We start from the raw sequence: 24646 nt of genomic DNA, 5'->3' as shown, positions 1-24646 counted from the left end.
CGCAATCCTGAGCCACTACAGCGCCAGACAACGCGCATTACAGTTTTCTGAAATCCGATCTGTTCTTTGTTCCTGCGCAACGTTCCGGCTGTGGCAGGCGCATAGTCTCCGGTTCATGACACGCAGCTCCGCCTTTTTCGGTATTCTTTTCGGCCTCGTCCTTGCCTGGGGCGCGGTGGCCGGAGAGGTCCTGCGCGCCTCGCATGCCCTGGCCGCCGCAGGCCAGACCAGCATGGTGATCTGCGGGCAGTATGGCCTGACGCGGATCACCCTGGATCGTGACGGCACCCCGGTCGACCCGGCGGGCGACTGCACCCATTGCAACGGGTGCCTTCTTCAACCGCTGACCTTGGCAACGGGCCACCCGGCCCCGCAGTTCATCCCCGGTTGGAGCCTGGTGGCGCACCCCCCGCTGACCGCGCCTGTCCGTCTGGAGGGCGTGTGGAATTCCCAGGCGCGCGGCCCCCCGATCAAGAGCAGAACAGTATGACACTCGGTCTTTCCCTCCGCGTCATTTGCGGCGCGATCCTGATGGCGGCTTGCGTGACCGTCCTCTCCGGCCAGGCGGTCAATGCCCAATCCGTCCTGTCGCGCTTCCTGTCCGAGCTTCCGGCGTCCGAGCTTTCACCACAGGCCGAAAGCTACGGCGCGATCCGCGACGATATCCCCGTTGCCCCGCTCCTCCGCGGGGGCGAGGTGATCGGCCACGCCTTCATCACCTCCGATTTCGTCGGAACCACGGGCTATTCCGGCAAGCCGATCCATACGATGGTTGCGGTGGATGCCGATGCGCGCATCACCGGGCTGGCGCTGGTCAAACATTCCGAACCGATCGTCCTGATCGGTATCCCCGAATCCGAAATCCGAGAGATGATCGCCGGCTATGTCGGGCTCGATCTGGTGGCCGAGGCGGAAGCGCGCGGATCGGCCCATGATCTTGATATCATCTCCGGTGCGACCGTGACGGTGATGGTGATCGACGACACGATCCTGCGCGCAGGGCTCAAGGTCGCCCGCGCCCTGGGCCTCGGCGGGCTGAGCGCGCAGACTGACACCGGCCCCACCTTCGAGATCGACGAGGCGGCGGAGGCCCCGACCGACTGGCTGACCATGGAAGGGGACGGCACCGTCCGCCGCCTGTCGCTGGACGTCGGCCAGGTCAACCGCGCCTTTGACGAGTTGAACGACCTGCGCGCCACCGCCCGGGCGCTGACCGCATCTGCGGACTCGACCTTCATCGATATGCAGATGGCCCTGGTCAGCGTGCCCGCCATCGGCCAGGCCATCCTGGGCGAGGCCGAATATACCAACCTCTCCAACTGGTTGGAGGAGGGCGACCATGCCATCGCGGTGATGGGCCGGGGCAGCTATTCCTTCAAGGGGTCCGGCTATGTACGCGGCGGCATCTTTGACCGGATCGTCCTGATCCAGGACGATGTGACGGTCCGTTTCCGCGACCGGGGCCACCGCCGCATCGGCACCATCCCGATGGAGGATGCGCCGGAGTTTGTCGAACGCGATCTGTTCAAGATCCCCGCCGACAGCGGCTTTGACCCGACCAAACCCTTCCGCCTGCAACTGCTGGTCCAGCGCGAGGTCGCGGCGATCGAGAAGGTCTTCATCACCTTCGACCTGGGCTACCAGTTGCCCAACCGCTACCTGCGGCCCGTCGCCCCCGCCGCCCCGGTGGCCAAACTCGCGGCCGAGACCGGGTTGGACGAAGACGCGGCGCAGCACGCGCTCTGGCGCAAGATATGGGACGACAAGCGGCTGGAGATCGGCGTGCTGGCCGTGATGTTGGCCGTGCTGACACTGGCCTTCTTCTTCCAGATGCAGCTCACCCGCTCCGAAAAGGCGGTCCGCATCTTCCGCTACGCCTTCCTGACCGTGACCCTGGTCTTCCTGGGGTGGTACGCCAATGCGCAGCTGTCGGTCGTCAACCTCATGGCGCTCTTCGGCGCGCTGACCACGGACTTCAGCTGGCAGGCCTTCCTGCTCGACCCGATGACCTTCATCCTGTGGTTCGCGGTGGCGGCGGCGCTGCTCTTCTGGGGCAGGGGGGCCTATTGCGGCTGGCTTTGCCCCTTCGGCGCGCTGCAGGAGCTGACAAACCATATCGCCCGCGCGCTCAGGGTGCCTCAGATCACACTGCCCTGGGGCCTGCACGAACGCCTCTGGCCGATCAAGTACATGATCTTCCTGGGGCTCTTCGGTGTCTCCCTGGCCTCCATCGAGCAGGCCGAACACCTGGCCGAGGTCGAGCCCTTCAAGACCGCGATCATCCTCAACTTCGTCCGCGCCTGGCCCTTCGTCGCCTATGCCGCCGCGCTGCTGATCGCCGGCCTCTTCGTCGAACGCTTCTACTGCCGCTACCTCTGCCCGCTTGGCGCAGCCCTGGCGATCCCGGCGCGGCTGCGGATGTTCGACTGGCTCAAGCGGTACCGCGAATGCGGCAATCCCTGCCACGTCTGTGCCAACGAATGCATGGTCCAGGCCATCCACCCGACAGGCGAGATCAACCCGAACGAATGTCTGAACTGCATGCACTGCCAGGTGCTCTACCAGTCCAAGACCAAATGTCCGGTCGTGATCAAGAAGCTCAAACGCAAGGGCTCCACCTCGGATCCCGGCGCTTTCCTGAAGCCGCGCGAGGGGCTTCAGAACCACCCAAACCACCAACCTAGCTGAAAGGAACTGGTTATGTCTGACATCAAGAAAACGGGGCTCAGTCGGCGCGGCTTTATCGGCGCGACCGCAACCGGGGCCGCCCTGGGCGGCGTCGGTGGCCGCATGGGGCTTCTGGGCGGCGCGGCCGCCGTCACTGCGGCCTCCGCCACCTCCGCCTCCGCGGCGACGGGCGCACATGCGGCCCTGCCGGGACCGGGCGAGCTGGACGAATATTACGGCTTCTGGTCCTCGGGCCAGTCCGGCGAGATGCGCATTCTCGGTGTGCCCTCCATGCGCGAACTGATGCGGGTCCCGGTCTTCAACCGCTGCTCCGCCACGGGCTGGGGTCAGACCAACGAAAGCCTCAAGATCCTGACCGAGGGCATGCTGCCGGAAACCAGGGATTTCCTCGCCAAACAAGGCAAGGTCGTGCACGATCAGGGCGACCTGCACCACGTGCATATGTCCTTCACCGAAGGGCGGTATGACGGTCGCTATCTCTACATGAATGACAAGGCCAATACGCGGGTTGCCCGGGTGCGCTGCGACGTCATGAAGTGCGACAAGATCATCGAGATCCCGAACGCCAAGGCCATCCACGGCCTGCGTCCGCAGAAATGGCCGCGCACCAACTACGTCTTTGCCAATGGCGAGGACGAGGTGCCGATGGTCAACGACGGCAAGGTGCTGGATGATCCGTCGCAATACACCAACTTCTACACCGCCATCGACGCGGATGAGATGAAGGTGGCCTGGCAGGTGATGGTGTCGGGCAACCTCGACAACACCGACTGCGATTACGACGGCAAATACGCCTTCTCCACCTCCTACAACTCCGAAATGGGCATGACCCTGCCAGAGATGATGGAGGCAGAACGGGACCACGTTGTCATCTTCAACATCAAGGAGATCGAGAAGGGCATCGCCGAGGGCGACTATATCGAACTCAACGGCGTGAAGGTCATCGACGGCCGCAAGGGGCAGAACAAGAAATACACCCGCTACATCCCGATCCCGAACAGCCCGCACGGCTGCAACATGGCCCCGGACAAGATCCACCTCTGCATCGCGGGCAAGCTCTCACCGACCGTCTCGGTCATCGACGTCCGCAAGCTGGACGCCCTGTTCGAGGAAGACGCGGACGAACGCTCTGCCGTCGTTGCCGAACCGGAACTGGGCCTCGGGCCGCTCCACACCTGCTTTGACGGGCAGGGCAACTGCCTGACCACGCTGTTCCTCGACAGCCAGGTGGTGATGTGGAACCTCGACAAGGCGATCCGGGCTTACAACGGCGAAGATGTCGATCCGATCCTGTCCAAGACGGATGTGCATTATCAGCCGGGTCACAACTCCACCTGCGAGGGGGAAAGCCTGGATGCGAGCGGCAAGTACTACCTGTCGATGAACAAGTTCTCCAAGGACCGGTTCCTCAACGTCGGCCCGCTCAAGCCCGAGAACGAGCAGCTCTTCTCGATCAACGGGACGGAACTGACCCTGTTGCACGACGGCCCGACCTTTGCCGAACCGCATGACTCGATCCTCGTCCATGCCTCCAAGGTCAATCCCAGGAACGTCTGGGACCGCAACGACCCGATGTGGGCCGATGCGCGGGCACAGGCGGAGGCCGATGGCGTCGATCTGGACGACTGGCAGGACACGGTCATCCGTGACGGCAACAAGGTGCGGGTCTACATGACCAGCCAGGCGCCGGAATTCTCGCTGTCCTCCTTCACGGTGCAGCAGGATGACGAGGTCACGGTCTATGTCACCAACCTCGACGACATCGACGACCTGACCCACGGCTGGACGCTGAACAACCACGGCGTGGCGATGGAGGTCGGGCCGCAGGCCACGGCATCCGTCACCTTCACGGCCTCCAAACCCGGCGTCTACTGGTACTACTGCCAGTGGTTCTGCCACGCGCTCCACATGGAGATGCGCGGCCGGATGTTCGTCGAGCCGAAGGCCGGCTGATGCGCTGGCTGGTCCTCATATGGGCGATCCTCGTCTCCGTCCCGGCCTTGGCCGGGCGGGTCGAGGTGACGCCGGAAACCTTCGCCAGGGCGCTTGCCGCGGCGGAGGCGGGGGACGAGCTGGTCCTGGCACCGGGCCGCTATGCCGGCCCGGTTGTCCTGACCAAGGCCCTGACCCTGACGGGACAGACCGGCACCCTGCTGGATGGCGGGGGCGAGGGGACTGTCATCAAAGTGGATGCGCCCGGCGTGACGCTGCGTGACCTGACGGTCACCGGCTCCGGGCGCGACAACGAGGCGCTCGACAGTGGGATCAAGCTGACCAGTAAGGCGACCGAGGCCCGGGTCCTCAACAACACACTGACCGGAAATCTCGTGGGCATCGACGTCCACGGCGCCCGCGACGCGCTGGTCAAAGGCAACCGGATCGAGGGGCTTCGCCTGGCGCGGATGAACGACCGCGGCAACGGCATCTACCTGTGGAACGCCCCCGGCACGGTGATCGAGGACAACGAAATCCGCTATGGCCGCGACGGCATCTTCGTCGTCACCTCAAAGCGCAACACCTATCGCGGCAACCTGATGCGCGACCTACGGTTTGCCGTGCATTTCATGTACGCCAACGACAGCGAGGTCAGCGACAACGTCTCCATCGGCAACCATTTCGGCTATGGGCTGATGTATTCCGACCGGACCTTGCTGAAGCGCAATGTCTCGATCAACGACCGGGACTACGGTGTCCTCCTGAACTACGCCAACCAGTCGGATATTTACGACAATCTCGTCTCCGGAGGCGCCAACAAATGCGTCTTTATCTACAACGCACACCGCAACCTGCTGGCCGAGAACTTGTTCAAGGGTTGCGAGATCGGCGTGCATTTCACCGCCGGATCCGAACGCAACGCCATCACCGGCAACGCCTTTGTCGGCAACCGGACGCAGGTGAAATACGTCGGCACCCGTTTCGTGGAATGGAGCCACGAGGGGCGCGGCAACTTTTGGTCGGATCACGCCGCCTTCGACCTGGACGGGGACGGGCGGGCGGACAGTGTCTATCGGCCGAACGACCTGATGGACCACATCCTCTGGTCGCAACCGGCGGCGAAACTGCTGCTCGGCTCCCCTGCCGTGCAGCTGGTTCGCTGGAGCCAGGAACAATTCCCCGCCACGCTGCCCGGCGGCGTGGTGGACAGCCATCCCCTGACAATCGCGCCCGACCGCGCCCTTCCCGAGCCGCTGATGCAGATGGCCCGGGCGGAACCGGCCTGGGCGCAGGAGGCAACGCATGACGATACTGACCCTCTCGCGGCTCACTAAGAGCTACGGCAAGGCCACCGCGCTCAACGCCGTGGACCTGAGCCTTGCTGCTGGCGAACGCGTGGCCCTCATCGGGCATAACGGCGCGGGCAAGTCCACGATGATGAAGCTGGTGCTCGGCCTGATCACCCCGTCTGACGGGGCGGTGGATATCGCGGGCCATGCGCCGGGGTCCCCTGTCGCCCGCGCGCTGACGGCCTATCTGCCGGAAAACGTCGCCTTCCACCCGGCGCTGACCGGGCGTGAGCAACTCACCCACTACCTGCGCCTGCGTGCCGCGCCCGTATCGCAGGCCAAGGACCTGCTGGCCCGGGTCGGGCTGGCCGATGCGGCCGACCGCCGGATCGGCACCTGGTCCAAGGGGATGCGGCAGAGGCTGGGTCTGGCCCAGGCCCTGATCGGCACGCCGCGGCTGATGCTGCTGGACGAACCGACCAGCGGCCTCGATCCGGTCTCCCGTGGCGAATTCTACGACCTTCTGGACGAACTGTCGGCGCGCGGCACGGCGGTCATCCTCTCCTCCCACGCCCTGTCAGAGATCGAGGCCAAGACCGACCGCGTCATCGTCCTGTCGCGCGGCCAGAAGGTGGCGGAGGGCCCGGTATCGGTCCTCAGGGCCCAGGCGGCGCTGCCCCTGACCCTGATCCTCTACCCGCGCGCCGGGGCCGCTTCCCGCCTGGTCGAGGCCTTCCCGCAGGCCAAGCCCTCGGGCGCGGCCTTCTCCGTCACCTTCGCCCCCTCCGAAAAGATCGCCATGACCGCCCGGGTCGCCGACGTGGCCGATGTGCTGGAGGACTATGAATTGATCACCGCAGGCCTCGACGAGGTCTACGCCAGCATCAGCAGGAGGGCCGCATGATGGTCTCCCGTATCTTGTCCGCCGCCCGCATCGAATTCCTGATCGCGCTGCGCAACCGTTGGGTCACCATCGCGGCCTGCATGATGATGCTCTTCGCGCTGGTCCTGTCCGTCGCGGGCTCCGCCCCGACCGGGGACCTCGGCGTCGACCGCCTGTCGATGACCGTGGCCAGCCTCACCTCCCTCGCGGTCTATCTGGTACCGCTGATCGCCCTGCTGATCTCCTTCGACGCCATCGCGGGCGAGGCGGAGCGGGGGACATTGGCCCTTCACCTGACCTATCCGGTCGCCCGGGGGGAAATCCTGGCCGGTAAACTCCTGGCGCAACTCGCCGTGATCACCCTGGCGGTCGGCGCGGGCTACGCGGTGGCCGCCACGACCGCCTTTGTTCTGGGTGGCGCCGCCGCGGTGGCCGGGCTGGGGGCGCTGTGGCGGCTGGTCTGGACGTCGGTGATGCTGGGCGCGGCTTTCCTGTCTCTCGGGCATATGCTCTCCGGCCTCGCCCGGCGCCCCTCCGGTGCCGCGGGGCTGGCCGTGGCGCTCTGGCTGGCGGCGGTGGTGCTCTACGACCTGGGCCTCCTGGCCGGGATCGTGGCGGACGACGGCGGCGTCTTCACCCGGCAGGTCTTCCCCTGGCTTCTCGTGGTCAACCCGGCGGATGCCTTCCGCATCTTCAACCTCAGCGCCTCGCACTCCGTCGGCGCCGCCTCGGGCCTCGCCGGGGCCGCCGATGCCATCGCCGCTTGGAAACCTCTGGCTTCCCTGCTGCTCTGGCCCGTCGTGGCGGCGCTATTGGCGCGGGCGAGCTTTGCGAGGGTCCGGCCATGATACAGCGTCGCCTATCCGTCGCACTGGCCGCGTTGGCCATTTTGGGACTTACCGCCTGCCGGGAGGAGATCGCTACACGCCCCGACCCGGTCCAGATGACGGCAGAAGCCGTGGGCTTCTACTGCCGCATGGACATCATCGAGCACGACGGCCCGAAAGGGCAGGTGCAACTCGACGGTCTGCCCGGCGCGCTCTTCTTCAGCCAGGTGCGGGACACGGTCGCCTATCTGCACATGCCCGAACAAAGCCATGACATTGCCGTGGCCTACGTGCAGGACATGTCCGGCCCCGCTACATGGGAGACCCCCGGCCCCTGGATCGAGGCCACCTCGGCGCTTTATGTCCTGGGTTCCGACGCCCGGGGCGGGATGGACGCGCCGGAGTTCGTGCCCTTTTCCGACCGGACCGCGGCAGAGGCCTTCGCCGCCCGTCATGGCGGCCAGATCCGCCCCTTTGCCGAAATCACATCGGCCGATGTCCTCGCCCCCACGGAACCGCAGGAAAGCTCGGACACCCCGGACGACATAGCTGACCGTCTGCAAAAACTCTCAGATGGGCCGCAAGGATAAAGTCATGACTGCACGACCGCCCCTGAACCGCCGCCGTTTCCTCACCATCGCCTCCGCCGCTTGTCTGGCCGGACCCGCCGCCGCGACCGCGCATGTCTGGACCGGCATCGCCCTTGGGGCCCGCGCCCGTATCGTCCTGGATCATCCGCAGGCTGCGGTCCTCACCCGCAAGGCCGTGGCCGAAATGGACCGGCTGGAAGGGATCTTCAGCCTCTACCGACCCGACTCGCAGATCAGCCGCCTCAACCGCGACGGCCATCTCCCGGCCCCCGCCTTTGAACTGCTGGACTGCCTGACCCTGGCCCGCCAGATCTGGCATGACACCGAGGGGCGCTTTGACCCGACGGTCCAGCCCCTGTGGCAGGCCATGGCCAAAGCGAAGGAGGCGGGAATCGCCGCCGACCGGCAGAGCCTGAACCGTGCCCGGGCCGCTATCGGGTTCGACCGCGTGCGGATCGACAGCGACCGGGTCGATCTGGACCCGGGTCAGGCGCTTACCCTGAACGGCATCGCCCAGGGCTATATCGCCGACCGCGTGGCGGATGTCCTGCGGCGGGCAGGCGTGGCGGATGTGTTGATCGACACCGGCGAAATCCTGCCGCTCGGCTCCGCCCCCGGCCAACAGGGTTGGCCCGTCACGATCAAGGGCGAGGCATCGCCGCGACAGGTTAGCGGCCGGGCCTTCGCGACCTCCGCCCCGGCGCAGCTGATACTGGATACGGGGCAGGGGATTGGCCATATCCTGGACCCGCGCCGCACCGCGGCCGCCCCCGGCCCGATCCGACAGGTCACCGTCAGCGCCCCGCGCGCCGCCGTGGCCGACGCACTGTCGACGGCCCTGTGTCTTGCAGCGGGCCGGGATGAGGCGTTCGGAATGTTGCGCGGGCGCAAAGACGCCCGGGTGGAGAGCCTGTACCTCGGTCAGTGAACCTAACGAATACAGGACAGATTCAATGAAAAACTGGATGATTCCTCTGGCCGTTGCAGCGGCCACCCTCGGGGCCGGCGCAGCCTGGGCAGGCGATGCCGCCAAGGGTGAAAACATCTTCAAACGCTGTAAATCCTGCCATGCGATCACCGCTCACGACGGCACCGCTATCGTCAAAGGCGGCAAGACCGGCCCGGACCTCTACGGGATCGTCGGCCGTGGCGTGGCCGCGGATGAGGCGTTCAAATACAGCGAGTCGCTCGCCGCCGCCGGTGCTGCCGGGGCCGTCTGGGACGAGGCCTCCCTGGCCGCCTATGTCGCGGACCCGGGCGCCTGGCTGAAAGAGACCCTCGGCGACAGTTCGGCCAAGTCGAAAATGACCTTCAAGCTCAAGAAGGGGGGCGAGGATTTGGCGGCCTATCTGGCCACCCTGACCGACTGAACCCGCCCTATCTCATCTTTCCGAACGTCTGACCCGCCGCCGCGCTCATTGCGGCGGCCCGGTATCCAGTGGCCGATTGCGCCGCGACTTCCTCCTGTGGGGGCGTGCAACCATGAACAACATGATCATCCAGCGTTCTGATCTCAGACGCGTCTACGGTTTTCCGCATTTCCAGGGCATGACCCCGGTGGAGATCGGCGATCTCCTCGATCAGGGCAAGATGATGACCTGGGCCGAAGGGGATCAGCTGTTCCACTACGGCGCGGCCGCGGACCGGTTCTTCCTGCTGGTGCAAGGCATCGTCCGGGCCGTGCGCCCTCAGCCGAACGGCACCCAGATCATCCCGCTGCACATCCCGGCGGGGGAGCTCTTCGGGGTGTCCATGGCGCTTGGCCAGGATCGCTATCCCGTCACCGCCGTAGCCGCGGCGGATTGTGTCACCATTGACTGGCCCTCTGCCCACTGGCCCGAGATAAGAACCCGCCACCCCGGTATCTCCGTCCGTCTCGATCATGAGATCGGCAACCGGATCGAGGCCCTGCAAAACCATATCGAGGCGCTGACCACCCGCAGCGTCGAACAACGGATCGCCGCCGCTCTACTCCGCTTGGGCGAGGAGATCGGCCGCCATGACCCCGCGGGCCGACGGATCGGCATCACGCTGACCCGGGCGACCCTGGCGGAAATGGCGGGGACGACGCTCTACACCGCCAGCCGGACAATGTCCCAGTGGGAGAAGATGGGCCTGCTGAGCAGCACGCGCGGCCATGTGACCTTGCGGGATGTCCCCCGGCTGGAGGACCTGCGGGACGGCGTTTGATCCCGGGGTGCGATGCGCCTACGACTCGATTTCGACCGACGGGTCTGACTGGGCTGCCACGCGGTTCTGCAGGGTGGCCATGGCCAGTTCGGTCGTGCCGCTGACGATCAGACGGTCGAAATGGCTGTCGCCCTCCAGCCCGGGTTCGTTCAGACGCCGCGTCTCCTCGCTCAGCGCGGGCAGGGTGCCTTCCCAGGATTGGCCCTCGCGCAACCCGAAAGCGGCGATGGCCTTGCCCGGGTGGCGTTCGAACTCTCCACCGCCGCCCTTGATCACGCTCAGAGATTGCCAGCCCAGAAGCGCCGCCGCATCGGCCTGCAATAACCGGTAGGACGGATGGAACACCCCCTGCACGCTGGCCCCGGCGCGCCCGGGGTTCAGCATCCGGCAGACCGTGTTGACGCAGGAGCGCAGGCCAAAGACCGGCCGCAGGTTCAGCAGGGCGAATAGCGCAGGATGCGACGTTTCCAGCCGCAGATAGGCGATGCCGTCAGCGCTCAGCCTCTCCTCCGCCTCGGAAACGCTGTCGACCATGGCGATCCCGGCCTGGCCCAACCCCTCTCGCACCGTCTGATCCGGCCCGTTCCAGCCATGCAGCAGCACGCGGTAACCCTGATCCGCCACCTCCCGGGCCGATTGCAGGAACCAGGGCGCGCCCCGGGTCCGCCCCGCCGCGTAGGAGGGCCAGTCCAGATCGACGCCCGCAATCGGGGGCATCGCCGCCTGCGCCGCCCCGGCGAAACCGGCAATCTCCTCCGCCGTTTCGCCCTTCATCCGCAGCAGCATCAGGATCGCGCCCACAGCCTCCGGCGCGCCCTTGCCGGACAGCATGATGCCCATGGCATCGGCGGCCTCCTCCTGCGTCAGGGATCGGGATCGCCCCGGCCCCCGGCCCAGAGTTCGGACATGTTCTGCAAGGCTCACTCGGCGGCTTCTCGTGTCACTGTTGTGCTCAGAAGCGCGGCGATTTCCGGTCGGCAGGAGCCACAGTTGGTCCCCGCCTGAAGCGCTTCTCCAATCGCTTCTACGCTCATCAACCCCTGCGTTTCAATGGCCGTGACGATGGTGTTCACCCCCACGCCAAAGCAGGAGCACAGGATCGGCCCCGGGTCCGGCTGCCCCGCAGGCCGCCGTCCGCCCAGCACCTGCGGCGCCTCGGTCCCCGGCAGGGTGGCCAGGTAATCGCGCATCACCGCCACTGGTTCCCGCGCCACGAACAGCGCGCCGATCAGCACGTCGTCCAGGGTCAGGGCGACCCGGGCGATCCCCCGCGCCTCGTCCCGGATGGTCGAGGCCTCGGCCTCCGGCGCGTTGAAGATCCGCCGCGCCTCGGCCTCCCAGTCCGCGATCTCCTCCATCCCCGCAAATTCGGCGCGATACCCGGTCTCGGTCCGCGCCAGCGCCCAGTACTCGCCCGGCAGGCTGATCGGCCCGCTGGAGATGACAAAGCCATACCAGGCCGCCTCCACCCGCTCGACCGCAACCACCGCCGCCTTGCTTTCCGGCTGGCCTGAGACCGGGTCGGTCACGCCCGCGACCACCGCGTCGATCCGGGCCGATGGCGCGGTTTCCCCGGTCCAGTGCATGGGGGCAAAGACTTGGCCGGGCAGCACGCTGTCGGTGATCCGCGCCCGCAGGATCGACTGGCCGGTCGGATTGGCGACCCTGACCAGATCGGCGGAGGAAATCTTCAGCCGCGCCGCATCCTCGGGGTGGATCTCCAAAAAAGGTTCCGCCAGATGGGCCGACAGACGCGGGCTGAGCGCGGTGCGCGTCATCGTGTGCCACTGGTCGCGGATACGGCCGGTATTGAACCGGAAGGGATAGCGCGCGTCCGTCCGCGCCGCGGGCGGTCGCCACGACACCGGCAGCATCCGCGCCTTGCCCCCGGGGTGAAAGAACCGGCCATCCCCAAAGAACCGTCCGCCCTGGCGCTCCTGCGTCACCGGCCAGCGCACCGGGACCATCCGCTCATAGTCTGCATCGCCGATATCCATCAGGCCCGAGATGTCGAAATCCCGGCCAAACACCCGCCCCGCGATGCCCGAGAGCGCGGCATATTCGCGAAAGATCTCCGCCGGGGTCGTGTAGTCAAAGGCCGCCTGCCAGCCCATGCGCCGCCCGACCTCGGCCAGGATCGCCCAGTCGGCCCGCGCCCCGCCCGGCGCGGGCAGCACCGCCCGCTGTCGGCTGATCGTGCGGTCGGAATTGGTGACCGTCCCCTCCTTCTCGGCCCAGGCCGAGGCGGGCAGCAGCACATCCGCCAGCCGCGCCGTATCCGTGGCCCCGGTGACATCGCTGACCACGGTGAAATCACAGCCCGCAATCGCGTCTCGCACCGCATCCGCGTCGGGCATGGTGACCGCTGGATTGGTGTGGATGATCCACAGGGCCTTGATCCGGCCTTCGCCCACGGCGCGGAACATGTCCACCGCCTTCAGCCCGGGCCTGTCGGCGATCACCGGCGCGTCCCAGAAGGTCCGCAACGCGCTGCGATGATCGGGGTTTTCCAGATCGAGGTGACAGGCCAGCATATTGGCCAGCCCCCCGACCTCACGCCCGCCCATGGCATTGGGCTGCCCGGTGACCGACAGCGGGCCGCAGCCCGGCTTGCCGATCCGCCCGGTGGCGAGATGGCAGTTCAGGATCGCATTCACCTTGTCACTGCCCGAGGAGGACTGATTGACCCCCTGGCTGAAAACCGTGACGACCTTTTCGGTCCCGGCCCATAGGTGACAGAACGCCTGGATTTCCGCCTCGCTCAGCCCCGTGGCCTGGCCATCCTCCGCCCGTGCCGCCGTCACCGCCTCGGCGTAGCCGTCTACATGGGCGGCGAAGCCGGGGTCCGCAGCGCCCGTCTGGTCGATATGCGCCAGCAGCCGATTGAAGAGTGCCACATCGCCCCCGGGCGCGATCTGCAGATGCATGTCCGCGGCCTCGCAACTCGCCGTGCGGCGCGGGTCGATCACCACGATCCGCGTCCCCCGATCCTCCCGCGCCGCCAGCAGCCGCTGGTAGAGCACCGGGTGACACCAGGCCAGGTTGGACCCGACCAGGACCACCAGATCGGCCTCCTCCAGGTCCTCATAGGTCTGCGGCACCGTGTCCGTGCCAAAGGCCCGCTTGTGACCCGCCACGGTGGAGGCCATGCAAAGCCTTGAATTCGTGTCGATATTCGCCGACCCGATGTAGCCCTTCATCAGCTTGTTGGCGACGTAGTAATCCTCGCTCAGCAACTGGCCCGAGACATAGAAGGCCACGCTGTCCGGCCCGTGTTCCGCGATGGTGTCACGGAATTTGTCCGCCACCAGTTGCAGCGCGCTGTCCCACTCCGCCTCGGCCCCGTCGACCATCGGCTGCATCAGCCGCCCGCCCAGCCCCACGGTCTCTGCCAGGGCCGACCCCTTGGAGCAGAGCTTGCCTTTGTTCGCCGGGTGCTCCGGATCGCCGCGCACGCTCAGCCCGCCCTCGCCGTCGGCCCGCAACAGGACGCCGCAGCCCACGCCGCAATAGGGGCAGGTGGAGCGCGTTTCCGGCAGGGCGGCGCCGTCCATCAGGCCACCTTCCGCGATCCGATGGATTCCGCGTCCAGCAGAATGCGCCGCCCTTCGATCCGGACGGGATAGGTGGCGATGCGGGCGTCTTCGCCCACGGCTTCGCCGGTGTTCAGATCAAACACCCAGTTGTGCAGCGGGCAGGTGATCTTCTGCGCGTGCACGATCCCGTCGGCCAGCGGCCCGCCCTTGTGCGGGCAGGTGTTGGAGGCGGCAAAGATCTCCTCCTCCGCCGTGCGGAAGAGCGCGATGCAGCCCGCCGGGGTCTTCACCATGCGCGCACCGCGCAGCGGCACATCGTCGAGAGTTCCAATGTCGATCCAGCTCATGTCAGGTCTCCTGTTGCGATGCGGGTCGAAACTGCGGGCGATCGTGCCCCGGACGTGATCCGGGGCCTCGCCGACCCGCGCCTGTCGTCGAGGTTCCGGGGCAGGCCCGGGACAGGGCGTCGCGCCGTATTTGCCCCGGACCTGATCCGGGGCCTCGCAGGACTGGGCATGCCATCGAGGTCCCGGGGCAAGCCCGGGACAGGGCCCCGCGCTGTATTTGCCCCGGACATGATCCGGGGCCTTGCGGCACCGGGCACACCGTCGCGGTCCCGGGGCAGGCCCGGGACAGGGCACCGCGTTGTATCTGCCCCGGACCTGATCCGGGGCCTCGCGGCACTGGACACACCGTCGCGGTCCCGGCGCGAACCCGGGACAGGCGCTCCCCGGATCATTCCGCAGCCTCCAGGGTGAGATCGGCCAACGGGGCGTATCTGTCCGCCCGCTCGCGCACATGCTCGGCCCAGGGGTCTTTGCGATAGATGGATTGCGACAGCTCAAAGGCCTCGACCAGGCGGCGGCGTTCCTCGGCGTCTTCGACAACCCGCTCCTTGACCCAGTCCAGCCCCACCTTGGCGACCCATTTGTAGGGCCGGTCCAGATACTTGGCGTTCTCGCGATAGAGCTGGATGAAAGCGGTGATCATCTCGATCGCCTCCTCCTCCGTCGCCACATCGACCAGGCGCTCGGTCTCCTTCACGTCCATGCCCGCAGCACCCGCGACACCGATCTGATAGCCGCTGTCCACGCAGATCACGCCGACATCCTTGCAGGTCGCCTCCGCACAGTTCCGAGGGCAGCCCGAGACCCCCAGCTTGACCTTATGCGGCGTCCAGGACCCCCAGAGCAGCTTCTCCAGCTTGATGCCAAGGCCCGTCGAATCCTGCGTCCCGAACCGGCACCAGTCCGACCCGACGCAGGTCTTCACCGTGCGCAGCCCCTTGGAATAGGCGTGGCCGGAGACCATGCCCGCATCGTTCAGATCCGACCAGATGCCCGGCAGATCCTCGCCCTTCACGCCCAGCAGGTCGATCCGCTGGCCACCGGTCACCTTGACCGCCGCGCCGTATTTCTCCGCCGCGTCGGCGATGGCGCGCAGCTCACCCGGGTCGGTCATCCCGCCCCACATGCGCGGCATGACGCTGAAGGTGCCGTCCTTTTGAATATTGGCGTGCTTGCGTTCATTGACAAAGCGCGACTGCGGGTCGTCCTGATATTCCACCGGCCAGTCCGCCAGTAGGTAGAAGTTCACAGCCGGACGGCAGATATGGCAGCCGTTCCGTGTCTTCCACCCCAGCTCCTGCCAGACGGCCTCCTGGCTCTTCAGCTCTTTCGTCTTGATCAGGCGGCGCACGTCCTCGTGGCTCAGATCGCAGCAGCCGCAGATCGGTTGCACCGTCGGCGCCTCGAAACTGTCGCCAAGCGTGACCTGGAGGATCTGCTCCACCAGCCCCGTGCAGGTCCCGCAGGAGGCACTGGCCTTGGTCGTGGCCTTCACCGCGCCCAGGTCGGTCGCGCCCCCTTCGATCGCCTGAACGATGGTGCCCTTGCATACGCCGTTGCAGCCGCAGATCTCCGCATCAAGCGGCAATGCTGCAACGGCTGAGAGAGGGTCCGCGGAGCCGCCCCCCTGAAACGCCGGGCCAAAGATCAGCGTATCGCGCATCTCGTCGATGTCGGTGCCGTCCTTGATCAGGCCGAAGAACCAACTGCCATCGGCCGTATCGCCGTAAAGCACCGCGCCGATCAGCTTGCCGCCCTCGATCACCAGCCGCTTGTAGACGCCACGTGCCGGATCGCGGAAGATGATGTCCTCGCGCCCCTCGCCCTCGGCGAAATCTCCGGCGGAGAAGAGGTCACATCCCGTCACCTTCAGCTTGGTGGACAGCTCCTTTACCGCAAAGCTCGCCTCGTCCCCGGTCAGGGTCTTAGCCAGTACCTTCGCCTGATCGTAGAGCGGCGCAACCAGGCCGAAGAGGTTCCCCTCGAACTCGACGCATTCGCCGACCGCATAGACATCTTCGACCCCGGTCCGCATTTGCGCATCCACATGGATCGCGCGACCACAGGGAATGCCGCTGTCCTGCGCCAGTTGAACCGCGGGCCGGATGCCCACGGCCATACAGACGATGTCGCAGGGCAGTTCCGTGCCATCCTTCAGAACGACCTTCTCGACATGACCGTCCCCTTCGATCCGGTCCGTCGACGCCTCCAGCATCACGGTGATGCCGCGCCGCTCCAGATCCTTTTTCAGCAGGTAACCCGCCGCCGGATCGAGCTGACGTTCCATCAGATGGCCCATCAGGTGCAGCACCGTGACCTCCATGCCGCGCAGCCGCAGCGCCGCCGCGGCTTCCAGCCCCAGCAGACCGCCCCCGATCACCACCGCCTTCGCTCCCGGCTTTGCCGAGGCTTCGGTCATGGTGTCGGTATCTTCCAGATCGCGGAAGGCCACCACGCCCGGCAGGTCATGGCCGGGGCAGGGGATGATGAAGGCCGAGGAGCCGGTGCCAAAGACGAGCTTGTCATAAGGCACCTCGCCCTTTTCGCCGACCACGACCTTGCGCGCCGTATCGACCGAAAGCACCTTTTCGCCAAACCGGCAGGTCACATTGTTCTCGCCGTACCAGTCATCGTCATGGGTGACGATCTCGGCAAAGCTCTTTTCACCCGACAGCACGGGCGACAGCATGATCCGGTTATAGTTTCCACGCGGTTCGGCATTGAACAGCGTGACCTCATAGGCGGCAGGGTCCGCGTCGAACAAGTGCTCAAGGAACCGGCCAGACGCCATCCCCGCACCAATGACAACTAGTTTTTGCATCTCTTCGGCTCCTTACAGGTACCAGGCCACGACGTGGCTCAGTTCACCGTTCTGGTGGATGGGCATCGCGACCATGGAGTCGTAGCCCGCGGCCAGCCCCGGTTTGCCGCCTTCTACCAGCGGCACCCCGGTGCCCAGCACGCGCCCGATGGCGCCCTGCCAGGCTGTGACCTTGCGTTCATTTCCGGCATTCTCCGGGTCCCACAGCGCCCCCTCGCGGGCGCAAATCCCGTCGATCAGCCGCGCCTCCTTAACTGATCCGTTGCGGGCCGCGCGGGCGTCCCAGATCTCGAATCGGCGGGCAATCGGCGTGCCCTTGGCCGACAGCAGCGTCAGCACAAAGGTCCTGTCGCCCGGGACTGGCACCGGCAGGCCCAAACCCGTGGTCAGCCCGGCCTTGGCTGCGCTGTCGGCCCGGATGAACTTGTAGCCCGAGCCCAGGTCGCGCATCAGCATCGGCGTCAGCGAGGACCAGACGCCGCCGGGCAACCCCTGGCCGCGCGGGAAATGCGTGTGCTGGCTGACCCATTCGAAATGCTTGGCCGCGCCGTAATAGCCATCGTCCAGCATCAGCAGGCCGTCCTGCTCCGACCAGACCTCGATCGCGCCGGTCCGGTCCTCGTCATCGCCACACAGCACGACAAGAACCGCCTTGAGCGTGGCCCCGGCAAAGACCGGCACGGCGACCGCACTGGTCAGTCCGGCCTCCTTCGCGGCCTCGGTGCGCTTGAAATAGGACCCGTCAAACCCCTTCAGCACGACCGGCCGTTCCTCCGCCCAGGCCTTGCCGGGCAGGCCTTCGCCCCTGGCAAAGCTTTCCCGGCGAGAAGCGGCGGCAAACTCGCTCAGCGCGCCATAGTTGCCCTCGGCCAGGACCAGTTGATCCCCCTCCGGGACCCAGATTTCGGACACTTCGACGAAGGTCCGGTCCGGCGCCGCAACCGTGGTGTCCATCACGCGGCCTCCTTATTGGCTTTGGCGGGGGCTTCGGTCTTCTCGGATTTCCCCTTGGCCCCGTGCTCGTATTCCTCAAGGAAATCGAGGACCTGCTCGCGGTAGAGGTAGTAATCCGGATGCTCCAGCAGCGCCTTGCGGGTGCGCGGGCGGGGCAGGTCGACATTGACGATCTTGCCGATGGTGGCCTGCGGCCCGTTGGTCATCATCACCACGCGGTCGGCCAGCAGGATCGCCTCGTCCACATCATGCGTGACGCAGATCGCGGTGACCTTGGTGCGGCTCCAGACCTCCATGAGAACCTCCTGCAGTTCCCATCTGGTCAGGCTGTCCAGCATGCCGAAGGGTTCATCCAGCAGCAGCAGTTTCGGCGAGAGGGCAAAGGCCCGCGCAATCCCGACCCGCTGTTTCATGCCGTTCGACATCTCGGCGGCGGATTTGTTCATCGCGTCGCCCAGACCGACGCGTTCGAGGTAGTATTCCACCACGTCCTGCCGTTCCGCCTGGCTGGCCTTGGGATAGACCTTCTCCACCCCGATGGCGACGTTTTCGCGCGCAGTCAGCCAGGGGAAGAGGTTGGGTGATTGAAAGACCACCGCACGCTCCGGATCCGCGCCACGCACGTCGTAGCCATCCAGCTTGATCACGCCCTTGGAGATCTCGTTCAACCCGGCGACCATGGTCAGCACCGTGGACTTGCCACAGCCCGAATGGCCGATGAGGGAAATGAATTCCCCCCGGTCGAGCTTGAGGTTGAAATCCTCCACCACCGTGAGCGGCCCCTTGGGCGTCGGATAGACCTTGTGCAACTCGCTGAAGGTCAGATAGCGCTGGTCGATCAGACCCTTCTGCGCATCCTTCACGGCCGTGGGAATATCCGCGTCATGTGTGTGCTTGGGCTGAATGTCCGGCAGGCGTCGCGTCCCTTCGGGCTTGGCCTCGATGCCGACATCCATCAGGTAATTCGTGACCTCCGCGCGCAGCGCCTTGAAGGTCTCGTTGTGGTTCATGGCCGACCGTTCGCGCGGACGCGGGATCGACACCTTGAACTCCGATCCAAGGGTCCCGTCGGGGTTCAGCGTGACGATCCGGTCGGCCAGGATGATGGCCTCGTCCACGTCATTGGTGATCAGGACACAGGTCTTCTTGTCCGCGTCCCAGATCGCCTCGATCTCATCTGCCAGGTTGGCGCGGGTCAGCGCGTCCAGCGCCGACAGCGGCTCGTCCAGCAGCAGGACCTCCGGGTTCATCGCCAGGGCGCGGGCCACGTTGACCCGCTGCCGCATCCCGCCGGACAGTTCCGCCGGACGCCGGGTCGTCGCATGGGACAGCCCCACCATCTGCACGTAATGCGCGACCTTCTCGGCCTTTTCCTTGGCGGGCATCGAGGGGAAGACGGAATCCAGCGCCAGGCGCACATTCCCCTCCACCGTCAGCCACGGCATCAGCGAATAGCTCTGAAAGATCACCCCGCGTTCCGGGCCGGGGCCAGTGATCGGCTCGCCCTTGAAGGTCACCTTGCCACGCGTCGGCTGCTCCAGCCCTGCCATCAGGTTGATGAGGGTGGTCTTGCCGGTGCCCGAAAAGCCCAGGATGACCAGAAACTCCCCCTCGGCCACCTCCAGGTCGATCCCGTTCAGAACCGGGGTCGCCTGGGTGCCTTCGCCGAAACTCTTGTGGACGCTGTCGAACTTGAGAATGCTCATGACGTTTCCTTTCGCGCTACCGCTTTGCTACTTGAGCGCCGCGCCGATCAGCGGTTGTTGGTGAAGGTGAAGGCGGCCTGCAGTGCGAACATCACCCGATCCAGCAGGAAACCGATGATCCCGATGGTGAAGACGGCGACCATGATCTTGGCCAGCGACTGCGACGACCCGTTCTGGAACTCATCCCAGACGAATTTGCCCAGGCCCGGGTTCTGGGCCAGCATTTCCGCCGCGATCAGAACCATCCAGCCCACACCGAGCGACAGGCGCAGACCAGTGAAGATCAGCGGCAGGGCCGAGGGCAGGACCAGTTTCACGATCTTGGTATAGGTGTTCATTTTCAGAACCTTGGAGACGTTCACCAGGTCCTTGTCGATGGAGGCCACCCCAAGCGCGGTATTGATCAGCGTCGGCCAGAGCGAACAGAGCGTCACGGTGATCGCCGAGATCAGGAAGGATTTGGAGAACATGCCGTCATTGGTCGTGTAGACGGCCGAAACGATCATCGTCACGATCGGCAGCCAGGCCAGCGGCGAGACCGGTTTGAAGATCTGGATCAGCGGGTTCAGCGCGGCGTTGGCGGTCTGCGACAGGCCGGCTGCGATCCCCATGGGAACGGCCACGGCTGTGGCGATCAGGAAGCCGAAGAAGACCGTCTTGATCGAGGTCCAGATCTGTTCGTAGTAGCTGGGCGCGCCGGTATAGGCGACCTGCTTGACCTGGTCTTCCTTGCCCGCCGCGATCAGCTTGGCGTTCCGCTTGTCGACCATTTCCTCGAACTTGGCCTTCTTGGCGGCCTTGTCCTGCGCGTCCTCGTGCAGGTTGACCACCTCGGTCCAGACCTCGACAGGGCCGGGGACGGCACCAAGCGATGTCTCCACCTTGGGGGCGAGGTTGCCCCAGAGGATCAGGAATGCCGCAATGGCCAGCAGCGGCACCCCAAGCAGGCGCCAGATCTCCCCCGCCTGCGCCTTGGGGTTGTCCCCCGCGACGGCCTTGAGGATCGGCGCGACCCAGGCCAGACCCAGTACGGTCAGCCATTTGTCGGCCTTGTTGATTGTGGTGAAGAGCCGGGCGCGGCGGGCCTCCTTGGCGGCGGCGGCGTCCAGATCCTGGTGGTCGATGGCGGTCATGTGTCCGTCCTTGCTAAAGCTGGGTTCTGTGGGGCCACGCCGTTGCGGCCGGTGTTGTCTGAGACGGCAGGCAGCGCTTGCCCCTGTCGGAGCCTCGCCCCGCCCGCCGTCCCGTTCTGTAGGGTGCGCGCCGTCACGCACCGCTTGTGGGCCGGGCCTCAGCCCTGGACCTCGTTGCCGACGACCTTCTGTTGGCCCTTCAGGCCGATCGGCAGGCTGTCGAGATAGGCGTTCGGGGCTTTGCCGTCGTATTCGATACCGTCGATGATATCGGCCGCCGGGGTCGGGGCCTTGTAGCCGTCGCTGTCCCAGGGGAAGTCGGCTTCGTTCGCCAGACCCTCATCCACCAGCAGGCGGGCCGCTTCGAGGTAGATGTCCGGGCGATAGACCTTCCGGGCGACCTCGTCATACCATTCGTCCGACTTGGCTTCGGCGATCTGGCCCCAACGACGCATCTGGGTCAGGTACCACACGGCGTCCGAATAGAAGGGGTAGGTGGCGTTGTAGCGGAAGAAGACGTTGAAGTCGGGAACCTCGCGCTTGTCGCCCTTCTCGTATTCGAAGGTGCCGGTCATGGAGTTCGCGATCACCTCCGCATCGGCGCCCACGTATTCGGGCTTGGACAGGATCTCCACCGCTTCCATGCGGTTCGCGTTGTCGTTTTCATCCAGCCACATGGCCGCGCGGATCAGCGCCTTGGTCACGGCCTTGGTGGTGTTGGGATACTGCTGCGCAAACTCGGCCGAGATGCCGAAAACCTTCTCGGGGTTGTTCTTCCACAATTCGTAGTCGGTGATGACCGGAACGCCGATGCCCTTGAAGACAGCCTGCTGGTTCCAGGGCTCGCCCACGCAGTAGCCATAGATCGTCCCGGCCTCCAGCGTCGCGGGCATCTGCGGCGGCGGGGTCACCGACAGCAGCACATCCGCCGCGATCTGGCCGGAGATATTGTCGGTGGAATAGTAGCCCGGGTGCAGACCGCCGGCGGCCAGCCAGTAGCGCAGCTCGTAATTGTGGGTGGAGACGGGGAAAACCATGCCCATGTTGAAGGGCTTGCCCTCGGATTTGTACTTCTCGACCACCGGCGCGAGGGCCGAGGCGGAGATCGGGTGCTGCGGGCGGCCGTCGTCCATCGTCGGGATATTCGGCTTCATCTGTTCCCAGATCTCGTTGCTGACGGTGATCCCGTTGCCGTTGAGATCCATTGAGAAGGGCGTGATGATATGCGCCTCGGTGCCAAAGCCGATGGTGGCGGCCAGCGGCTGACCGGCCAGCATATGCGCGCCGTCCAGTTGCCCGCCGATCACGCCATCCAGCAGCACCTTCCAGTTGGCCTGCGCCTCCAGCGTGACAAAGAGGCCCTCGTCGAGGAAATACCCCTGTTCATAGGCCACGGCCAAAGGCGCCATGTCGGTCAGTTTGATGAACCCGAAGGTCAGCTCGTCCTTTTCAAGATCCAGCATTTCGGCGAAAGCCGGACCTGCCAGCGCGACAGAAGCGGCGAGGCCAAAGAATACTTTCTTCATCGTCTTTCCTTTCCAGTTGGCTCCGGTCCAGATGGGACGGAGCAGAACGCAAATAGGCCGCAGCACATCACGCCCTTGGAGGCGGAGTGCGAGCGGCCTTGCTCAGCTTGTCCCGGTCGATGGGAAATTCCGGACCGTCTGCGCCATTGCAGTTGGTCTTCCTCTGGATAGCCCCGGCGCGGCGTCTGACGAAAGGGAAATCCCGGGTTTTCCGCCAGGCTCACTGATTTTGCGGGTGCAGAAAGGCCCCGATGCACAATTTTTAATCGGACGGGCGGGGGGTGGTTCAAAATTCACGCGCTGCGAATCCACGCCCCGCGATGTCTGCCCCACAGGGATCGCCTTGTTTTGCTGAGGTGTGTGGGTGATTCCGCCCTCCGCCCGCCCGCGAATTCGCGTCAGGATGCGGCCAGACCACCCCCTCGAATCCCCTTGCGACACCGCCCGCTGCAGCGCAGAAGATGAGCCCATGCCAGATCAACTGTCAGTACTTGTCGTGGAATCGGACCGGGAGCGGGCCCTGCAGATCGTCGACGGCCTCGGCGGCAGCGACCGCTTTGTCGTGTCGGTGATCTCGGAATCCTCCGGACTGGCCCGCCACGTCGCCGAACGGAACCCCGATGTCGTTCTGATCGACATCGAAAGCCCCTCCCGCGATATCCTCGAAGAACTGGCCAGCGCCTCCAGTCCGCTGGAACGCCCGGTCGCCATGTTCGTGGACCGCTCCGACGACGGGCTGACCCAGGCCGCGGTGGAGGCGGGGGTCTCCGCCTATGTGGTCGACGGGCTGCACACGCATCGCATCCGCCCGGTCCTGGACGCCGCAATCAGCCGGTTCAGCGTCTTCAAGCGCATGCGGACGGAATTGGAAACGACCAAACGCGCCCTCGAAGAACGCAAGGTCATCGACCGCGCCAAGGGCATCCTGATGAAGTCCAAGGGCATGTCCGAAGATGAGGCCTACGCCATGCTGCGCAAGACCGCCATGGATCGCGGCCGCCGCGTCAGCGACGTGGCCGAGGCGCTGGTGACAGCCGCGGGGCTGCTCTCATGACCCGGATCCTGACGGCCGGGTTTCTGCCGCTGACCGATGCCGCCCCCTTGGTGGTGGCCCGCGAAATGGGCTTCGCCGCCGAAGAGGGGCTGGACCTGTCGCTGGTCAAGGCGACCTCCTGGTCCTCGCTGCGCGACTACCTCGTGCTGGGCAAGCTCGACGCCGCCCAGATGCTGGCCCCGGTGCCGGTGGCCGGGGCGCTTGGCCTCGGCGCCCTGGGTGGGGGGATGGAGGTCATCTCCGCCCTCAACCTTTCCGGCAATGCCATCACCATCTCCATCGCCCTCGCGACAGAGATGCGCGCATCCGGTTACGAGTTCGACTTTGCCGATGCCACCGCGGCGGGCCGGGCGCTGATCGCCCTTGGCCGCCCCCTGCGCATCGCGGTGCCCTTTCCCTTCTCCATGCATGCCGAACTGCTCTACTACTGGCTGGAGAAGCTGGGCCTCGCCGCGCCACAATCCCTCTCGGTCCGCACCATCCCGCCGCCGCTGATGGCACAGGCCATGGCCTCGGACGAGGTGGACGCAATCTGCGTCGGCGAACCCTGGGGCTCGCTCGCGGTCGAAAACGGCGATGGCGTGATGCTGCTGCCCAGTTCCGCCATCCGGCAATCCTCCATCGAAAAGGTGCTGGCGGTGCGCGATGGCTGGGCGGATGAGAACCCCGACCTGACCCGCAAACTGCTGCGCGCCCTCTGGCGGGCCTCGACCTGGCTGGACCAGCCGGACAAGCGGGAAGTGGCGGCGGAAATCATGGCCCGGCCCGATTATCTGGGCCTGCCAGTCGATCTGGTCGAACGGGCCCTGCGTGGCGTCTTCACCATCTCGCCCCAAGGCGACCTGCGTGAAGCCCCTGGTTTCCTGGTCTTCGGGGCAGGCGCGGCGGGTTTCCCCTGGCGGTCGCAGGCGGCCTGGATGGGGATGCGCATCGCCGCCCGCACCGGCCTGGATCAGGCCGAGGCAATCACCGCCGCCAAGGCCGTCTTCCGCACTGACATCTACCGCAACCACCTGCGCGGCGTCGGCGCCGATCTTCCTAGCGCGTCGGAAAAGCTGGAAGGCGGGCTGGATCACGCGACCGAGGTCGCGTCGGAAACCGGGCGGGTCATCCTGGCCCCGGACCGTTTCTTTGACGGGACGGTCTTTGACCCGGAGCGAAGGTAAG

At 65.9% G+C, this 24646-nt stretch carries 20 protein-coding genes; 12 read left to right on the top strand and 8 right to left on the bottom strand.

Annotated elements, in window-relative coordinates; all coding sequences use genetic code 11:
- Positions 1 to 115: 115 nt before the first annotated feature.
- The 10 genes from ACFC2Y_RS03370 to ACFC2Y_RS03325 all read left to right on the top strand — a co-directional run bounded on the left by ACFC2Y_RS03370 (position 116) and on the right by ACFC2Y_RS03325 (position 10402).
- Complete coding sequence (locus tag ACFC2Y_RS03370; protein WP_375173638.1) at positions 116 to 490, top strand: hypothetical protein; 375 nt, start codon at positions 116 to 118, stop codon at positions 488 to 490.
- The gene (locus ACFC2Y_RS03365) at positions 487 to 2688 is read left to right on the top strand and encodes a 4Fe-4S binding protein (RefSeq protein WP_375173637.1); all 2202 of its coding nucleotides are present in this window, start codon (positions 487 to 489) and stop codon (positions 2686 to 2688) included. The genes ACFC2Y_RS03370 and ACFC2Y_RS03365 overlap by 4 nt, the downstream gene beginning before the upstream one ends.
- A gap of 12 nt (positions 2689 to 2700) precedes the next feature.
- The gene (nosZ, locus tag ACFC2Y_RS03360) at positions 2701 to 4641 is read left to right on the top strand and encodes a TAT-dependent nitrous-oxide reductase (RefSeq protein WP_375173636.1); all 1941 of its coding nucleotides are present in this window, start codon (positions 2701 to 2703) and stop codon (positions 4639 to 4641) included.
- Positions 4641 to 5957, top strand: coding sequence for a nitrous oxide reductase family maturation protein NosD (locus tag ACFC2Y_RS03355; RefSeq protein WP_375173635.1), 1317 nt, complete (start codon positions 4641 to 4643; stop codon positions 5955 to 5957). Before nosZ ends, ACFC2Y_RS03355 begins: the two co-directional genes overlap by 1 nt.
- Positions 5926 to 6816 carry an ABC transporter ATP-binding protein gene (locus ACFC2Y_RS03350; protein ID WP_375173634.1) on the top strand — a complete coding sequence of 297 codons (891 nt, stop codon included), beginning with the start codon at positions 5926 to 5928 and terminating at the stop codon, positions 6814 to 6816. The genes ACFC2Y_RS03355 and ACFC2Y_RS03350 overlap by 32 nt, the downstream gene beginning before the upstream one ends.
- Positions 6816 to 7643 (top strand): ABC transporter permease, encoded by an 828-nt coding sequence (locus tag ACFC2Y_RS03345; protein ID WP_375173753.1) that lies wholly within the window; start codon positions 6816 to 6818, stop codon positions 7641 to 7643. Before ACFC2Y_RS03350 ends, ACFC2Y_RS03345 begins: the two co-directional genes overlap by 1 nt.
- Positions 7640 to 8212: a nitrous oxide reductase accessory protein NosL gene (locus ACFC2Y_RS03340; protein ID WP_375186400.1), complete on the top strand. Its 573-nt coding sequence runs from the start codon at positions 7640 to 7642 to the stop codon at positions 8210 to 8212. The genes ACFC2Y_RS03345 and ACFC2Y_RS03340 overlap by 4 nt, the downstream gene beginning before the upstream one ends.
- Before the next feature lie 4 nt (positions 8213 to 8216).
- Complete coding sequence (locus ACFC2Y_RS03335) at positions 8217 to 9140, top strand: FAD:protein FMN transferase (RefSeq protein WP_375173632.1); 924 nt, start codon at positions 8217 to 8219, stop codon at positions 9138 to 9140.
- Between the two features lie 25 nt (positions 9141 to 9165).
- Complete coding sequence (locus tag ACFC2Y_RS03330) at positions 9166 to 9582, top strand: c-type cytochrome (protein ID WP_375173631.1); 417 nt, start codon at positions 9166 to 9168, stop codon at positions 9580 to 9582.
- Between the two features lie 112 nt (positions 9583 to 9694).
- Complete coding sequence (locus ACFC2Y_RS03325) at positions 9695 to 10402, top strand: Crp/Fnr family transcriptional regulator (RefSeq protein WP_375173630.1); 708 nt, start codon at positions 9695 to 9697, stop codon at positions 10400 to 10402.
- A gap of 18 nt (positions 10403 to 10420) precedes the next feature.
- On the opposite strand, the gene ACFC2Y_RS03320 is transcribed toward ACFC2Y_RS03325, so the two are convergent.
- The 8 genes from ACFC2Y_RS03320 to ACFC2Y_RS03285 all read right to left on the bottom strand — a co-directional run bounded on the left by ACFC2Y_RS03320 (position 10421) and on the right by ACFC2Y_RS03285 (position 22425).
- Positions 10421 to 11326 carry a glycosyl transferase family protein gene (locus ACFC2Y_RS03320; RefSeq protein ID WP_375173629.1) on the bottom strand — a complete coding sequence of 302 codons (906 nt, stop codon included), beginning with the start codon at positions 11324 to 11326 and terminating at the stop codon, positions 10421 to 10423.
- Positions 11323 to 13956 (bottom strand): molybdopterin-dependent oxidoreductase, encoded by a 2634-nt coding sequence (locus tag ACFC2Y_RS03315; RefSeq protein ID WP_375173628.1) that lies wholly within the window; start codon positions 13954 to 13956, stop codon positions 11323 to 11325. Before ACFC2Y_RS03315 ends, ACFC2Y_RS03320 begins: the two co-directional genes overlap by 4 nt.
- Positions 13956 to 14285, bottom strand: a complete 330-nt coding sequence (gene nirD, locus ACFC2Y_RS03310; protein ID WP_375173627.1) for a nitrite reductase small subunit NirD — start codon at positions 14283 to 14285, stop codon at positions 13956 to 13958. The genes ACFC2Y_RS03315 and nirD overlap by 1 nt, the downstream gene beginning before the upstream one ends.
- A 388-nt stretch (positions 14286 to 14673) precedes the next feature.
- On the bottom strand, positions 14674 to 17106 hold the full coding sequence (nirB, locus tag ACFC2Y_RS03305; RefSeq protein WP_375173626.1) for a nitrite reductase large subunit NirB: 2433 nt from the start codon (positions 17104 to 17106) through the stop codon (positions 14674 to 14676).
- 12 nt (positions 17107 to 17118) lie between these two features.
- Positions 17119 to 18060 carry a GAF domain-containing protein gene (locus tag ACFC2Y_RS03300; protein ID WP_375173625.1) on the bottom strand — a complete coding sequence of 314 codons (942 nt, stop codon included), beginning with the start codon at positions 18058 to 18060 and terminating at the stop codon, positions 17119 to 17121.
- Entirely contained in the window at positions 18060 to 19766 is a 1707-nt protein-coding gene (locus ACFC2Y_RS03295) for an ABC transporter ATP-binding protein (protein WP_375173624.1), read from the bottom strand. Before ACFC2Y_RS03295 ends, ACFC2Y_RS03300 begins: the two co-directional genes overlap by 1 nt.
- A 47-nt stretch (positions 19767 to 19813) precedes the next feature.
- Positions 19814 to 20899 (bottom strand): ABC transporter permease, encoded by a 1086-nt coding sequence (locus tag ACFC2Y_RS03290; protein ID WP_375173623.1) that lies wholly within the window; start codon positions 20897 to 20899, stop codon positions 19814 to 19816.
- Between the two features lie 158 nt (positions 20900 to 21057).
- Positions 21058 to 22425 (bottom strand): CmpA/NrtA family ABC transporter substrate-binding protein, encoded by a 1368-nt coding sequence (locus ACFC2Y_RS03285; RefSeq protein WP_375173622.1) that lies wholly within the window; start codon positions 22423 to 22425, stop codon positions 21058 to 21060.
- 469 nt (positions 22426 to 22894) lie between these two features.
- Here ACFC2Y_RS03285 and ACFC2Y_RS03280 point away from each other — a divergent pair, with 469 nt between their 5' ends.
- Together ACFC2Y_RS03280 and ACFC2Y_RS03275 are read left to right on the top strand one after the other, a co-directional pair.
- Positions 22895 to 23479, top strand: a complete 585-nt coding sequence (locus ACFC2Y_RS03280) for an ANTAR domain-containing response regulator (RefSeq protein WP_375173621.1) — start codon at positions 22895 to 22897, stop codon at positions 23477 to 23479.
- Positions 23476 to 24645 carry an ABC transporter substrate-binding protein gene (locus ACFC2Y_RS03275; RefSeq protein ID WP_375173620.1) on the top strand — a complete coding sequence of 390 codons (1170 nt, stop codon included), beginning with the start codon at positions 23476 to 23478 and terminating at the stop codon, positions 24643 to 24645. Before ACFC2Y_RS03280 ends, ACFC2Y_RS03275 begins: the two co-directional genes overlap by 4 nt.
- The last annotated feature ends 1 nt before the right edge of the window (position 24646 follow it).

Source organism: Pseudooceanicola sp. (genome assembly GCF_041987405.1).
GTDB lineage: Bacteria > Pseudomonadota > Alphaproteobacteria > Rhodobacterales > Rhodobacteraceae > Pseudooceanicola.
The sequence above is the reverse complement of the archived record's forward strand: the minus strand, read 5'-3'. Positions and strand labels throughout refer to the sequence as shown.